The sequence below is a fragment of the Mycobacterium avium subsp. avium genome, assembly GCF_009741445.1.
GTDB lineage: Bacteria > Actinomycetota > Actinomycetes > Mycobacteriales > Mycobacteriaceae > Mycobacterium > Mycobacterium avium.
Genome location: NZ_CP046507.1, coordinates 4,662,078 through 4,676,167 on the forward strand (window position 1 = coordinate 4,662,078; position 14,090 = coordinate 4,676,167).

The following is a 14,090-nucleotide window of genomic DNA, read 5'->3' on the forward strand; positions in this document are numbered from 1 at the left end:
TCACATCGCGAAGTAGACGAGCTCACCGCCGATGATGGTGGCGGCCACCATGCCGGCGTCCAGTTCGGCCAGCGCGGTGTGCGGCGGCTCGTTGAGCACACACAGGTCGCCCGGCTCGCCGGGCTGCACGCTGCGCACCCGGTCCGGCTGGTCGGCCCGGCCCAAAAACATCGTCAAAGCCGTTCGCGCCGAGACACATTCGCGGGCGCCCAGCACGACGCCGCTGGGCGTGGTGCGGTGCACGGCGGCGCGCATCGCCGTCCACGGGTCGCCGTGGCCGAACGGCATGTCGGTGGACAGCGCGACGGGCACCCGCGCGTCGCGCAGCGAAGCGAGGCGCCACAACTGGTCGTGCTCGTCGGCGGGTACCTCGGCCAGGTACTGATCACCGCGCTCGGCGACGAAATTGGGCTGGGTCACCACGGTCACCCCGAGTTCGGCCAGATCGGCCAGGTTGTCGTCGGGCACCACGGCGGCATGTTCGATGCGGTCCCGCGGGTGGGTGCCGGCCGCCCGCAGGGCGGCGATGGCCACCACCAGCTGGGCGGCGGTGACGCAGTGCACGGCGACCGGCTGGCCCGTGTCGTGCTGTCCGGCAACCCATTCCGTGAGGGCGTCGAGGTTGAGGCGGTCGTCGTGCAGGATCTTCTTGCCCGGCGAGAGGAAGCTGGGCCGGGGCCGGAATTCGCCGCGCGCGTGGGCGGCGGCCAGCGCGGCCCGGTCGTCGTCGTCCAGGTCGGGGGTGGCGTCGGTGACTCCGGTGACGCCGGTCGCGGTGATCCGGCGGCTGAGCTCGGCCAGGTCGGTCTCCCGGTGCGCCAGCGCCTGCGACCAGCCGCGGTCGGCGCTGCGCAGCCGCCCGTCCGGGTGTTCGGCCAGCCCGATCCGGCCCAGCGCCTCGGAATTGAGGATCCACAGCGCGCCGCTGCGGTGCTGGATGCGGACCGGGACGTCGCGCACTATGGCATCCAGCGCGGTCCGGTCGAGCGCGCCGGCGACCGAATCGTGATAGCCCACGGCGCGGATCCACCCGTCGGGTCCGGGCGTGGCGTTGGCCAGCAGCCGGGTGAGCTCGGCGCGGGTGCTGACGCCGGGCGGCCCGACGAAGAACGAATCCAGCGCCGAGGCAGCCGAGCGCAGGTGCACGTGGTGGTCGTGCAGCCCGGGCAGCACGGTGCCGCCGCCGGCGTAAAGCACCCCCTCCCCCGCCCTGGCCGCCAGGCCGTCATCCGCGGGCGCCACCTCCTCGATCCGCGCGCCCACCCGGATGTCGGCCGCCGTCCCGTCCAGCAGCGTGGCCCGCTGAATCAGCATGACCGGCAACGCCTTTGGCTGACCAGGTGACGCACGGCGGCGTTGTCGGCGCCCAGCGCGGAGGCCGGCCCCGACGGCGGCGGGGGCGCCGGCGGTGACACCGGCGCATCCGACGTCGGCGGCTCGGTGCCCAGCGCGGCGTAGCCGGCGGCGACACCGGCCATGGACAGCCGGATGAGTTCGCCGCCGCCGCGGCCCAGCGATTCGGCCACCGCCAGGGCCGCATGCAGCCCGGTCAGCGGGTCGGCGATGGCGTCGCCGCAGAACACCGGCCCCGCGGCGCTGGTGCCCACCAGGCCGCCGCCCACCGCGGCGTCATCACCGAAGCCCGGCCGATCGTCGTCAAAAGCGGTTATTTGCAGCCAAATTCGCCCGGGCCGAGGCGCGATGTCGGCCGGTCCGAGCCCGCGACGTCGCAACGCCGCCGGCCGGGAACCCTCGATCACGATGTCGCTGACGGTGAGCAGCTCACGCAATTGGTCGGCGTCGCGGTCGAAATCGATTCCGTAGCAGAGCTTTCCGTGATTCATCCAGTCGAAGAAGGCCCGGTTCCCGGCCCGGGTGCCGTCGGGGCGGCGTGGGCTTTCCACCTTGACGACGGTGGCCCCGGCACGGGCCAGCAGCTGCCCGCACAGCGGGCCGGCCCACATCGAAGACAGGTCGGCGACCAGCAGGCCGCGCGGCGAACGCGGCGCGCCGCCCGGTGCGATCGGCTGGATGCGTTCGGCGGCCGGGCGCGCCTCGCCCAACGCCGCCGCGGGGATGTCGAGCAGCGTCGCCCGCTCGACGATTTCGGCGGTGGCCCGGCCGGCGGCCCAGCACCGCAGCGCCGGCCACGGGTCGCCGGCCATGTCGTCGACCTGCAGCAACGCCGGGACGGCGGCCAGGTCGTCGGCGCGGGACAGGGTGAGCGCGCAGTGGTCGTCGCGGGCCGCCAGCAGCCGGGTGGCCCCGCCGGGCGACACCTGACCGGCGCGCCGCAGCCCGAGCAGGGCGGCCCGCCCGCTCAGCAGGACCGCCGCGGCGGCGTCGACGCCCAGCCGGGCCCCGATGGCCGCCGCCACCTGGTGCGCCCGGGACAGCACGGGGGCGCGGGAGAAGTCGGCGGGGCCGTCGGGCAGGCCGGTCAGATAGGCCAGCCCGCTACCTCCCCAGTCGGTCGCGGCGGCGCTCACGTCACCCATTGTGCTCGGGGCCGTGCTCGCCGCCGTGCTCGCGGCGGTGCTCGCGGGCGTGCTCGCCGGCGTGCCGCTCAGAACTGCAGCGCGTCGAACCGCCAGTCCAGCACGGCGCGGTCCCGCTCGTCCGGTGTGTCGCTGACCGCGTACACCAGCGACCGCAGCCCGAGCACGCCCCCGTGTTCGGTGGGCCGGGCGGATTCGATGTGCAGTTCGCTGTAGAGGGTGTCGCCCTCGTGCACCGGCCCGGTGTGATCGCAGGACCGCCAGCCCAGCACCGTCACCAGGTTGGGCAGCAGCCGGGCGGCCTGCGCCAGCGCCAATCCGATGGTGTGCCCGCCGTACACCAGGCGCCGGCCGCCGACGCGTGAATCATGATGTGTGGCAGCGATGTTCAGCGTCAGCCGGGCCAGTTCGGGTGCGCTGCTGACGACGTCGCCGGTGCTGTGCAGCACCGAACCCGCCAGGGCGGGGTCGAAGTGCGGGCCGGGCACCTCGGTGCGGAAGACGTCGCCGTCCCATTGCGCGGTGGGATCGTGCGCCGGGCCGGGCACGTCGGCGCCGATGCCGGACAGGTCGTCGTGCGGCACCGAACCAGCCTCGGCCGTGAATTCCGGGCTGGCGGGCAGCATTCCGCACCGGTAGAAGTCGAGCACCAACTGGTCGGCCTGGTCGATGGTGATCATCCGCAGCGCCGCCATCCCGGTGGGGGCCCGGCCCGGCTTGGGTGAATTGGCGCGCAGCCCAACCACTTCGGTGCGCGTGTAGAGGGAATCACCGATGACCGGGAAGCGGTGGAACACCAGGCCGCGATAGAACAGATTGGCCTTGACCCGCTGGGTCACCAGCGTCGACTGCCCGATCGCCACGTCGCACACCAGCCCCGGGTGGGCCAGCGGCGCGGGCAGGCCGGTCACCGCCGCGCACAGATCGGCGTCCAGCGCCAGGCGCAGCCGGTCGCCCAGGATCGCCTGATGGGCGGCGGCCAACCCGGACGACAGCGTCACCGACGGCGCCCAGTCGAACACCTGCCCCACCGAGAGGTCGTCGAAGTACGGTCCACCCTCGCGAATTCGCGCATACCCGTCACTGGTCACAACGCCACATGCTAGCAGGCTGTAGAATCGAGGGTCAATCCGGATCGGACCCCAACGTCGACTTGTGGGCGCCAATTCGTGGGTTTTCGCCCGGCAAGTCGACGTTCGGCGCGAATCGGTGAGGTGGGCACAGGTGAATGACGAAGAGGACATGCTGGTCGCCACGGTGCGGGCGTTCATCGACCGCGAGGTCAAACCGACCGTGCGCGAGGTGGAGCACGCCGATGCCTATCCCGAGGCGTGGATCGAGCAGATGAAGCGGATCGGGATCTACGGGCTGGCGGTGCCCGAGGAATACGGTGGTTCGCCGGTGTCCATGCCGTGCTACGTGCGGGTCACCGAGCAGCTGGCGCGCGGCTGGATGAGCCTGGCCGGGGCGATGGGCGGGCACACCGTGGTGGCCAAGCTGCTGACGCTGTTCGGCACCGAGGACCAGAAGCAGGCCTACCTGCCGCGGATGGCCAGCGGCGAAATCCGGGCCACCATGGCGTTGACCGAGCCCGGCGGCGGCTCGGACCTGCAGAACATGTCGACCACCGCGCTGCCCGACCCCGACTCCGACGCCCTGGTGATCAACGGGGCCAAGACCTGGATCAGCAACGCCCGCCGTTCCGGCCTGATCGCCCTGCTGTGCAAGACCGACCCGAAGGCGACGCCGCGGCACAAGGGCATCTCGATCCTGCTCGTCGAGCACGGGCCCGGCCTGACGGTGTCGCGGGACCTGCCCAAGCTGGGCTACAAGGGCGTCGAGTCCTGCGAGCTGTCCTTCGACAATTTCCGGGCACCTGCGACGGCGGTGCTGGGCGGTGTTGCGGGCCAGGGTTTTTCGCAGATGATGAAGGGTCTGGAGACGGGCCGCATCCAGGTGGCCGCCCGCGCGCTGGGGGTCGCCACCGCGGCGCTCGAGGATGCGCTGGCCTATGCCCAGCAGCGGGAGAGTTTCGGGCAGCCGATCTGGCAGCATCAGTCGGTCGGGAATTATCTGGCCGACATGGCGACCAAGCTCACCGCGGCCCGCCAGCTGACCCGTTATGCCGCCGAACGTTACGACAGCGGCGAACGCTGCGACATGGAAGCCGGGATGGCGAAACTGTTCGCCTCCGAGGTCGCCATGGAGATCGCGCTGAACGCCGTGCGCATTCACGGCGGCTACGGCTATTCACAGGAATACGACGTGGAACGGTATTTTCGTGACGCGCCCCTGATGATCGTCGGCGAAGGCACCAACGAAATCCAGCGCAACGTGATTGCCCGGCAACTGGTGACCCGCGGCGGGATCTGACGGCGCAATCGGGGCCGACCCGCAAAGTTTGGGAGTATATTTGCCTGACTTCTGAACCGAAGGGAAAGGCAGCAGCCATGACTAATCCCCCCGCGCCGCCCGGAGGTTCGCCGGAATGGCAAGGCCAGCAACCGGAATGGCAGCAGCCGGAAGGCCAAGGCCAGCAACCGCCGTGGCAGGGCCAGCCGCCGCCGGCCTGGCAGGCGCCGCAGCCGGGCGGCTGGCCGGGCCAGCAGCCCGGGGCCTGGCCCCCGCCCCAGCCCGGCTGGCAGGTCGCGCCGGAGCCGGAGAACTATCTGGTCTGGGCGATCCTGTGCACCGTGCTGTGCTGCCTGCCGTTGGGGATCGTGTCGATGGTCTACTCCACCAAGGTCTCCGGGCTGTGGGCGCAGGGCCGCTACGCCGAGGCGCAGGAGGCGGCCAACAACGCCAAGAAGTGGGCCATCATCGGTGCCATCGTGGGCGCCGTCGCCGCCGTGATCTTCGTGCTCATCTACGTCGTCGCCGGGGTTTTCGTGGTCTCGCACCTGCCGTCGACGACCACCACCACCTATTCGGGCTTCTGACGTCAAACGGGGTCGTCGTCCTCGCGTAAGTGTAGGAACGGAACCGACAACAACCGCCGCCCTGTGGCCACTCCAAGCCACAGCGACACAACGGATTACGACGAGGCCGTTGCCGCTTCTACCTCGTCCACCAGCCCCCAGGACAACGCGGTCGCGGCGCCGACCGTGCGGCCCGACAGCACGAGATACGCCGTGCGCCAACGCCCGATCCGCCGGGTGATGCTGACGGTACCGCCGGCGCCGGGGATCAACCCCAGCGCCAACTCGGGCAGCCCGAACACCGCGTCGTCGCGGGCGCTGACCCACCCGCAGAACGCCGCCATCTCCAGTCCGCTGCCCAGCACCCGGCCGTGCACCTCGGCGCGGCACGCCCGGCCGAACCGGGCGGTCAGCGCGTCGAGCACCAGCGCCGGGCTGTGCCGGGTGCGCGCCAGGTGCGCGCTGGCCGGATCGGCGAAGGTGCCGAATTCGGCGAGATCCCCACCGCTGCAAAAGGAGGGGCCGTTGCCGCTCAACACGATTCCGGTCACCGACGGGTCGAGCTGGGCGACCGCCAGCGCCTCCAGCAGCGCGGCGCGCGCATCGGTGGAGAACGCGTTGTGCCGTTGCGGCCGGTTGAACGCGATCCGCAGCACGTCGCCGTCGCGCCGGGCTAGCACCGGGTCGGTGATCTCGGGCATGCGGGCCGGGCCGCGCTCGTCGAGCCAGCGCGCGAACTCCGGGCCGGCCTGCAGCGTCGAATACGCCAGCGACTCAGTCAGCAGCCCTCGCGCCGCCGGCCCCGCGGGATCCACCGCGCGCAACACGTCGTCGCAGATCGCGCTGGCGTGCGGCCACCGCCGGCAGCGTGCCGTCAGCTCGTCCAGCGACGTGGACACCGAATCGACGGTGACGGCGCGACGGTCCGTGCAGGCGTCTTCGGTGAGGGTGAAAGTCGCTGCCTCGAGCCAGAATTCGGACCTGGCGATCTGGTCAGCCGATCCGACGGCGACGATCACACCCGGCGGTGAGGCGGGGCCGTCCTGCGGCGCGCTGGAGAGGTCGACCACCCGCAGCATCGGTCACACCGAATACTTCTCGATCAGCCCGCTCTTGAAGAGCTTGCCGGTGTCGGTGCGCGGCAGCTGCTCCTCGAATGCGATCGCTCGCGGACACTTGTAGTGCGCCAACCGATCCCGCAGCCAGGACAGCAGCTCGGCGCCGAATTCGTCGGTGGCGTCGCCGGGATCGACGGTCTGCACGGCCGCCATCACCCGCTGGCCCATCTCGTCGTCGGGCACCCCGAACACCGCGGCGTCCAGCACCTTGGGGTGGGTGACCAGAAGGTTCTCCGCTTCTTGCGGATAGATGTTCACCCCGCCGGAGATGATCATGTGGTGGCGCCGGTCGGTCAGGTACAGGTAGCCCTCCTCGTCGACGTAGCCGACGTCGCCGACGGTGACCCAGCCGTGCTTGTCGCGGGAGGCGGCGGTCTTGGCCTCATCGTTGAGGTATTCGAAGGAATACCCTCCGCTGAAATAGATCTCGCCCGCCTGCCCCGGTGGCAGCTCGTTGCCGTTCTCGTCGAGGATGTGGATCTCGCAGGCCATCGGTTTGCCCACCGAACCGGGATGGGCCAGCCACTCCTCCGCGCTGATCAGCGTCGAGCCGATGGCCTCCGAGGAGGCGTAATACTCGTCGATGATCGGGCCCCACCAGTCGATCATCTGCTTCTTGATCTCCACCGGGCACGGCGCCGCCGCGTGCATCACCCGCTGCAGGCTGCTCAGGTCGTACGAATGACGAACGGCTTCAGGCAGTTTCAGCATGCGGGTGAACATCGCCGGGACGAACTGGCCGTGCGTGACCCGGTGCCGCTGGATGGCGTCCAGGCAGCCCTCGGCGTCGAATTTCTCCATCACCACCGTGGTGATGCCGCCGGCCTGCGCGCTCATCGACCACACCGACGGCGCGGTGTGGTACAGCGGAGCCGGGCTGAGGTAGATCGACTCGGGCGTCATCCAGAAGCCGACCAGCGCCGACATCATGCCTGGGGCTTCGGCCGGATGGACATGCGGCAGTTCGCGTTTGATGCCCTTGGGCCGTCCCGTGGTTCCCGACGAGTACTGCAGCAGGTCGCCCTCGAGCTCGTCGTCGATGGGCGTATCGGGTTCGCCGGCAACGCATTCCGGGTAGCGCTCCCAGCCGTCGAGGTCGCCGTCGGCCATCAGCAGCAGATCCGGCAGACCGCCGGGCAGGTGCTCGCCGATCCGCGCGCAGGTGTCGCGCAACGCCGCCGAACCGACGATCGCCCTGGCCGAGCTGTTGTCGACGATGTAGGCGGCCTCGGCGGCGGTCAGATGGGTGTTGATCGGCACGTAGTACAGGCCGCTGCGGCGGGCCGCCCACATCACCGCGTGAATGTGCTCGTTGTTCTCCATCAGGATGGCGACCGTGTCGCCCTCGCGCAGACCCGCCTTGCGGAACCGGTGGGCCAGCCGATTCGCGCGCGCTTCCAGGTCGTCGAACGTGACGACCGTGCCGGACGGGTAGAGGATGACGGCGGGCTTGCCGGCGCCGAGATACTCGCGGATCTGCATGCGCAGACTGTACCGCCGGCAAACTTGACGGGTGTCAAGTGGTCGGGGCCCAGTCGGCGGCCCGGTCGGCGAGCCGGTCGGCGAGCCGAAGACGGCGCCGATACCTACACTGTCGTCGACGTCAAAAGCTAGCCTTGGCGGGTACGCCGCTTTCGCCGGAGGTGGGGATGACCGCCGACCAGGTCTCGCAACCTCCCGCATCTGGATCGAGCCGCTTCGCCGTCTACGACTACGTCGACGGGAGGGAGCGTCTGGTGCACGCGGTTCAGGAACTGTCCCTGGCGCGCAGCCTGCCGGACATCCAGCGCATCGTCCGCTCCTCAGCGCGCGAGCTCACCGGCTGCGACGGCGCCACCTTCGTGCTGCGCGACAACGACCGGTGCTACTACGCCGACGAAGACGCGATCGCGCCGCTGTGGAAGGGCAGCCGCTTCCCGATGACGTCGTGCATCAGCGGATGGGCCATGCTCAACCGCGACGCGGCGGTGATCCCCGACATCTACCGCGACCCGCGCATCCCGCACAACCTGTACCGCCCCACCTTCGTCAAGAGCCTGGTGATGGTGCCGATCCGCAAACTGGACCCGATCGGCGCGATCGGCAACTACTGGGCCGAGCCGCATCAGCCGTCCGAGCATGAGGTGCGCCTGCTGCAGGCGCTGGCCGACTCGACCTCGATGGCCATGGAGAACGTCGCGATCTACTCGGAGATGGAGCAGCGGGTGCGCGACCGCACCGCCGCGCTGGAGCGGGCCAACGAGGAGATCCGCCGGCTGTCCGTGACCGACGAGCTGACCGGGCTGAACAACCGTCGCGGCTTCTACCTGCTGGCCGGGCAGAAGCTCAGCGGCTCGCACCGGCTGGGCCACGCCTGCGTGCTGGCCTTTCTCGACGTCGACGGGCTCAAGCAGGTCAACGACGAGCAGGGCCACGACGCGGGCGACATGCTGATCAAGGACGTCGCCGAGGTGTTGCGCAGCATCCGGCGCGAGTCCGACATCCTGGCCCGCATCGGTGGCGACGAGTTCTGCGTGATGGTCACCGAAAGCGACCAGGACAGCGCCCCGCTGCGGGAGCGGCTCGCCGAAGCGTTCGCGGCTTTCAACGCGACCGGTGACCGGCCCTACCGGCTCTCGGCCAGCGTCGGCCTGGTGCGCGCACCGGTCTTCGACACCGCCAGCGTGGACGAACTGCTGGCCCGCGCCGACGAGCTGATGTACGTCGAGAAGAAGGCCCGCCGAACCGCCGGCTGAATCGGGCTGAGCCGGGTCAGCCGGCTTCGGACAGCCGCTGCTTGAGCGCCTCGAACTCGTCGCGGACGCCGGTCGGCAGCTTCTCGCCGACGAACTCGAACCACTCCTCGATCTGCGGCAGCTCCTCGCGCCACTCGTCGGGGTTGACCGCCAGCGCCTTGGCGACGTCGTCGACGCTGACGTCCAGGCCGTCCAGGTCGAGGTCCTCGGCCTTGGGCACGATGCCGATCGGGGTGTCCTGGCCGCCCGCCTTGTGCTCGATGCGGTCGACGATCCACTTGAGCACCCGGCTGTTCTCGCCGAAGCCGGGCCACAGGAAGCCGCCGTCGTCGCCGCGGCGGAACCAGTTGACGAAGAACACCTTCGGCAACTTGGACTCGTCGGAGTTCTTGCCCAGGTCGATCCAGTGCTGGAAGTAGTCGCCGACGTGGTAGCCCAGGAACGGCAGCATGGCCATCGGGTCACGGCGCACCGTGCCGACCTTGCCCTCGGCGGCGGCGGTCTGCTCGCTGCCCATGGTGGCGCCCATGAACACGCCGTGCTGCCAGTCGCGGGCCTGGGTCACCAGCGGCACCGTGGTCTTGCGGCGGGCGCCGAACAGGATGCCCGAGATCGGCACACCCTGCGGGTCGTCCCACTCCGGCGCCAGGATCGGGCACTGCGACATCGGCGTGCAGTAACGCGAATTCGGGTGTGCCGCAGGCGTGTCCGTCTTCCCGGCGTACCAGTCGTTGCCCTTCCAGTCGATCAGGTGCTCGGGCTGGCCCTCCAGGCCCTCCCACCACACGTCGTTGTCGTCGGTGAGCGCCACGTTGGTGAAGACGGTGTTGCCGGCCTCGATGGTCCGCATGGCGTTGGGGTTGGACTTCCAGTTGGTGCCCGGCGCGACGCCGAAGAAACCGAACTCGGGGTTGACCGCGTACAGCCGGCCGTCCTTGCCGAACCGCATCCAGGCGATGTCGTCACCGAGCGTCTCGGCCCGCCAGCCCGGGATGGTGGGCTGCAGCATCGCGAGGTTGGTCTTGCCGCACGCCGACGGGAACGCCGCCGCGAAGTAGTACGCCTTGTTCTCCGGGGAGATGAGCTTGAGGATCAGCATGTGCTCGGCCAGCCAGCCCTCGTCGTGGGCCATCGCCGAGGCGATGCGCAGCGAGTAGCACTTCTTGCCCAGCAGGGCGTTGCCGCCGTAGCCCGAGCCGTAACTCCAGATCTCGCGGGTCTCCGGGAAGTGGGTGATGTATTTGGTGTCGTTGCACGGCCACGGCACGTCCTTCTGGCCCGGCTCCAGCGGCGCCCCCACCGAGTGCAGCGCCTTGACGAAGAACCCGTCGTCGCCCATCTTCTCCAGCGCGGCCTTGCCCATCCGGGTCATCACCTTCATTGAGATGACGACGTACTCGGAGTCGGTGATCTCCACACCCAGCTTCGGATCCTCGGCGCCCAACGGGCCCATGCAGAACGGCACCACCCACATGGTGCGCCCGCGCATGCAGCCGCGGTACAGGTCGGTCATGATGGACCGCATTTCCGTGGGGTCCATCCAGTTGTTGGTCGGCCCGGCGCCGCTTTCCTCTTCGGTGCAGATGTAGGTCCGCGACTCCACCCGCGCCACGTCGGACGGGTCGGACAGCGCCAGGTAGGAGTTGGGGTGCTTCTTCTCGTTCAGCTTCTTCAGCGTGCCCGCCTCGACCAGCTCGGCGGCCAGCCGGTTGAACTCCTCGTCGGAGCCGTCAGCGAAAACCACCCGGTCGGGCTGGGTCAGCTCAGCGACCTCCTGCACCCATGACAGCAGGCCCTGATGGTTCGTGGGTGCTGTGTCCAAACCGGGAATGGTCGCTGAGGTCATCGAACTCTCCTGCTTCGTTGCGTATCGGGCTGATGCTCGGTATGCCTTCGCCCACAAAATTAAGGACTTGGTGGCGTTAACTACAGGTTATCGTGAGGAACTTGTCGGGGAAGTCTCGGGCAGGTATAAGCCTTCTCACAACAACGATTCAGAAGCTCACGGCCGGTCGCCATCTTCGCTCCTCGAAGCGGGTTTTTCGGTTTTCTCACCGCCGGCATCTTCGGCGGGACTTCCGCCCGGTTGTATACCCGGTTCGCCGAGTTCTGCACGCACGGCTTCGAGCGCGGCCGTGACCGCCGGCATCTCCCGATCCCGCGCGGCCGCTGCCCGGGCGGCGGCCAGGGCGTGCTCGCGCAGCTCGGTGTCGATGGCGCTGACCGACGCCGACACCGCCGCGTTCTCGGCCTCGTCCTGGGCCAGCAGCGCCTTGCTCAGCACCGACTCGGCCACCAGCACCCGGGTGGCCACCAGCTCCTCGACCACCGAACGCAGCGACGCCGTCGCGTCACCCGCCCAGCGGTCCAGCAGCGCCCGGTCCCGCAGCAGGCCGCGGATGTTGATCACCAGGAAGGTGAGCGCCACCGAGATCAGCACGCACACCACGGCGGCCGCCACCGCCAGTGCCGGGCTGAGCCGGGACGCCAGCCCGCTCATCAGCCGGCTCAGCGTCAGCGCCACCCCGAGCCCGAACCCGACGCCGAGCAGGATCATCAGCCAGGTTTCCTGCCGGCGTGATTTCAGCGGCGGCGGCGAGACCTCCACCGCCGGCAGCTGCTCGAGGGCCGGCAGGTCCACCGCCACCCCCACCGCCTGCGCGGTGTCGGCGAGCTGCGTGTCGGTGCCGTCGCTGACCTCGGCGACCACCTCGGCCAGCCGGTCGCGGGTGTGCGCCTCGAAGCCGGACAACTTGCCCCGGGACAGGCCCGCCGCGTGCTCCTGCAGCTCGGTGCGCACCGACGCGCACCGGTTGCGCGCGGAGTGCGACAGCGCCACCCGGGCCTGCTGGATCTGACCGCGCAGCGTGATGCTGCGCTCGGTTTTGGCCTGGCGCCGCTGCTGCAGCGCGGTGCTGCGCTCTTCGCGCAGCGCCTCGACCCGGGCCCGCCGGCCGGGGGCCTCGACCTCGCGGTCGAACCGCCGCGCCACCGTCCGTAAGCGGGATTCCCACGCCCGCAACCTGTTTCGCCGGGCCAGATCGGCGTCGTCGAGTTGCGCCGCGACGGTCTTGGCCAGGTCGTCGACGTCGGGTTCGCCGACGTCGGGCAGCGCCGCCGCACCCACCCAGGGCACCCGGGCGTAGCGCGGCGCGTGCGCGGCCAGGGTGTCGCGATTGGCGGCGAGCACCTCACGCCAGCCGCGGTGCACGTCGATCTTGGACACCACCCCCACCACCGCGTCGGTGTGTTCGGTCGCGGCGTCCAGCAGCGCGCAGTCCGAGGGTGTCAGGTGCGCGGCCGCCGACACCACGAACACCACCGCGGTCGGCACCTCGCCGGGCCCGAGGTCCGTCGACTCGACGAACTTGTGCTGCGGCAGCCGCTCCTGCAGCGCGGCGGCCACCGCGGTGACCCCGGCCATCCACGGCCCGGTCACCAGCACCGCGTCGCTGCGGTGCACCGCCGGCGGATCCAGCCCCGGGCTGACGGCTGCCACCAGCGCGTCGACCGCGGCGGCCGGATTGTCGCCGCTCACGCCGGGTCCTCCCGTTCGACGGGCAGTTCGACGGGCCGTTCGCCGGGCAGCGTGGCGCAGGCCTGCGACCACAGCCGCAGCGATCCCCGTGCGATGTCGGCGCCGCACGCGCGGTGCAGGTCGCTGCCCGACGCCCGGCTGTAGCGCTGCCAGCGCACGGCTCGCGCCAGATGACCGGACGGATCGCCCGGCGCCGCCTCCCCGGCCACTTCCCCGGCCATGTCGCCGGCCATGTCGAGAGCCGCCGCCATTCGGGCGACCACGGTGTCGTCCCGGGACAAGAAGCCGCTGATCCGCTCGCCGAGCGCGGCCCCGCCGACCGCCAGCGCCTCCAGTTCCGCGACGGCGCCCAGCACCCGCCGGTAGCGCACCTCGGCGCCCAGCGCGCCGATCTCGGCCAGCACCGCGTCGACGCCGCTGATCCGGCGCAGCATGGTGCGCAGCTGTGCCGGCCCGGCGCCGCGGCGGATCGCGGCGATCGCCAGCGCGGTGCCGAACAGGTCGAGGGTGTCCAGCAGCCGCTCGCGCGCCGCGGCCGGCACGTCGACCCCGGCGTCCAGGAATCCGGTGATCGAGCCGTCGAGGCAGGCCGCAGGGTCGGCGGCCAGCGTGCGCAGCGCCGCCCACAGGTCGTCGCCCAGGTCGTCCAGCGCGGCCACCGCGAGCAGGCCGATCGCCGGCCGGATGGGAACGCCGATCAGCGCGGACAGATCGGCGCACCGGGCCCGCGCCGCCGCGATCGGCCCGTCGCCGCCCCGGCCGGACAGCGAGCCCACCAGATCGGCCTTACTCAGCACGGCCAGCACCGGGTGACCGGCGGCGCGCGCGGTCGAGATGGCCTGGGTGTCTTCGGGCTTGGCCACCTCGGCGGTCACGTGCACCACGACGTCGGCCGCGTCGGTGGTCACCGCGATGCCGGTCGCGCGTCCGGCCCGGTCCAGGGCGCGGGCCAGCGTGCGGCGGCCGACCCCCCGGCGGCCGCGAACCACCACCCGCAGCGGCGCGGCGGCGCGCTGCGCGATCGCCGTCACCCGCGGGTCGGCCTCGGCGGCGGCAAACCGTGCCAGTTCGTCGACGAAAATCTGGTGTCCTTGTCCCCTCATATCCCGCCTGTCCGGTCGAAAATGACCCGATCGCCCGATCGATCGGCCGCTACCGGGTGCAGCGCCGGGGCCGGGCGGCCCCACCGAATGGTGGCACTCACGTCGTCAAGATGCGAGCCACCGTCTATGAGTTACCAGCTCAAGGCAACTGTTGGGTATCAATCCGGACCAGGGGCGGCT

11 protein-coding genes are annotated in these 14,090 nt (G+C 70.7%); 3 read left to right on the plus strand and 8 right to left on the minus strand.

What is annotated here, in order from left to right; genetic code table 11:
- The 3 genes from MAA44156_RS21830 to MAA44156_RS21840 all read right to left on the minus strand — a co-directional run bounded on the left by MAA44156_RS21830 (position 1) and on the right by MAA44156_RS21840 (position 3,589).
- Positions 1–1,314 (minus strand): amidohydrolase family protein, encoded by a 1,314-nt coding sequence (locus tag MAA44156_RS21830; RefSeq protein WP_009979664.1) that lies wholly within the window; start codon positions 1,312–1,314, stop codon positions 1–3.
- Positions 1,308–2,498, minus strand: a complete 1,191-nt coding sequence (locus tag MAA44156_RS21835; RefSeq protein ID WP_011726350.1) for a CoA transferase — start codon at positions 2,496–2,498, stop codon at positions 1,308–1,310. The genes MAA44156_RS21830 and MAA44156_RS21835 overlap by 7 nt, the downstream gene beginning before the upstream one ends.
- 68 nt (positions 2,499–2,566) lie before the next feature.
- Entirely contained in the window at positions 2,567–3,589 is a 1,023-nt protein-coding gene (locus MAA44156_RS21840; protein ID WP_023879429.1) for a MaoC family dehydratase, read from the minus strand.
- A 133-nt stretch (positions 3,590–3,722) separates the two neighbouring features.
- Between MAA44156_RS21840 and MAA44156_RS21845 the strand changes: the two genes are divergently transcribed.
- Together MAA44156_RS21845 and MAA44156_RS21850 are read left to right on the plus strand one after the other, a co-directional pair.
- Positions 3,723–4,871 carry an acyl-CoA dehydrogenase family protein gene (locus tag MAA44156_RS21845; RefSeq protein ID WP_029248647.1) on the plus strand — a complete coding sequence of 383 codons (1,149 nt, stop codon included), beginning with the start codon at positions 3,723–3,725 and terminating at the stop codon, positions 4,869–4,871.
- Positions 4,872–4,948: 77 nt separating this feature from the next.
- Positions 4,949–5,437 carry a CD225/dispanin family protein gene (locus MAA44156_RS21850; protein WP_009979671.1) on the plus strand — a complete coding sequence of 163 codons (489 nt, stop codon included), beginning with the start codon at positions 4,949–4,951 and terminating at the stop codon, positions 5,435–5,437.
- Positions 5,438–5,532: 95 nt separating this feature from the next.
- On the opposite strand, the gene MAA44156_RS21855 is transcribed toward MAA44156_RS21850, so the two are convergent.
- Together MAA44156_RS21855 and fadD4 are read right to left on the minus strand one after the other, a co-directional pair.
- On the minus strand, positions 5,533–6,495 hold the full coding sequence (locus MAA44156_RS21855) for an enoyl-CoA hydratase/isomerase family protein (protein WP_009979672.1): 963 nt from the start codon (positions 6,493–6,495) through the stop codon (positions 5,533–5,535).
- Between the two features lie 3 nt (positions 6,496–6,498).
- Positions 6,499–8,016, minus strand: coding sequence for a fatty-acid--CoA ligase FadD4 (gene fadD4 / locus MAA44156_RS21860; protein ID WP_009979674.1), 1,518 nt, complete (start codon positions 8,014–8,016; stop codon positions 6,499–6,501).
- Between the two features lie 167 nt (positions 8,017–8,183).
- On the opposite strand from fadD4, the gene MAA44156_RS21865 reads away from it, so the two are divergent.
- Positions 8,184–9,269 (plus strand): GGDEF domain-containing protein, encoded by a 1,086-nt coding sequence (locus MAA44156_RS21865; RefSeq protein WP_009979675.1) that lies wholly within the window; start codon positions 8,184–8,186, stop codon positions 9,267–9,269.
- A 16-nt stretch (positions 9,270–9,285) separates the two neighbouring features.
- Here the strand turns inward: MAA44156_RS21865 and MAA44156_RS21870 are convergent, their stop codons facing one another.
- The 3 genes from MAA44156_RS21870 to MAA44156_RS21880 form a co-directional block, all read right to left on the minus strand.
- Positions 9,286–11,115 carry a phosphoenolpyruvate carboxykinase (GTP) gene (locus MAA44156_RS21870; RefSeq protein WP_009979676.1) on the minus strand — a complete coding sequence of 610 codons (1,830 nt, stop codon included), beginning with the start codon at positions 11,113–11,115 and terminating at the stop codon, positions 9,286–9,288.
- A gap of 156 nt (positions 11,116–11,271) precedes the next feature.
- Positions 11,272–12,807 carry a hypothetical protein gene (locus MAA44156_RS21875; protein ID WP_009979677.1) on the minus strand — a complete coding sequence of 512 codons (1,536 nt, stop codon included), beginning with the start codon at positions 12,805–12,807 and terminating at the stop codon, positions 11,272–11,274.
- Positions 12,804–13,910, minus strand: a complete 1,107-nt coding sequence (locus MAA44156_RS21880) for a hypothetical protein (protein ID WP_009979678.1) — start codon at positions 13,908–13,910, stop codon at positions 12,804–12,806. Before MAA44156_RS21880 ends, MAA44156_RS21875 begins: the two co-directional genes overlap by 4 nt.
- Positions 13,911–14,090 lie beyond the last annotated feature (180 nt).

Bases quoted from the DNA above. Each gene is read 5' to 3' on its own strand.
- MAA44156_RS21865 (WP_009979675.1), top strand. From the start codon at position 8,184: ATGACCGCCGACCAGGTCTCGCAACCTCCCGCATCTGGATCGAGCCGC.
- MAA44156_RS21850 (WP_009979671.1), top strand. From the start codon at position 4,949: ATGACTAATCCCCCCGCGCCGCCCGGAGGTTCGCCGGAATGGCAAGGC.
- MAA44156_RS21870 (WP_009979676.1), bottom strand. From the start codon at position 11,115: ATGACCTCAGCGACCATTCCCGGTTTGGACACAGCACCCACGAACCAT.
- fadD4 (WP_009979674.1), bottom strand. From the start codon at position 8,016: ATGCAGATCCGCGAGTATCTCGGCGCCGGCAAGCCCGCCGTCATCCTC.
- MAA44156_RS21835 (WP_011726350.1), bottom strand. From the start codon at position 2,498: ATGGGTGACGTGAGCGCCGCCGCGACCGACTGGGGAGGTAGCGGGCTG.
- MAA44156_RS21880 (WP_009979678.1), bottom strand. From the start codon at position 13,910: ATGAGGGGACAAGGACACCAGATTTTCGTCGACGAACTGGCACGGTTT.
- MAA44156_RS21830 (WP_009979664.1), bottom strand. From the start codon at position 1,314: ATGCTGATTCAGCGGGCCACGCTGCTGGACGGGACGGCGGCCGACATC.
- MAA44156_RS21855 (WP_009979672.1), bottom strand. From the start codon at position 6,495: ATGCTGCGGGTGGTCGACCTCTCCAGCGCGCCGCAGGACGGCCCCGCC.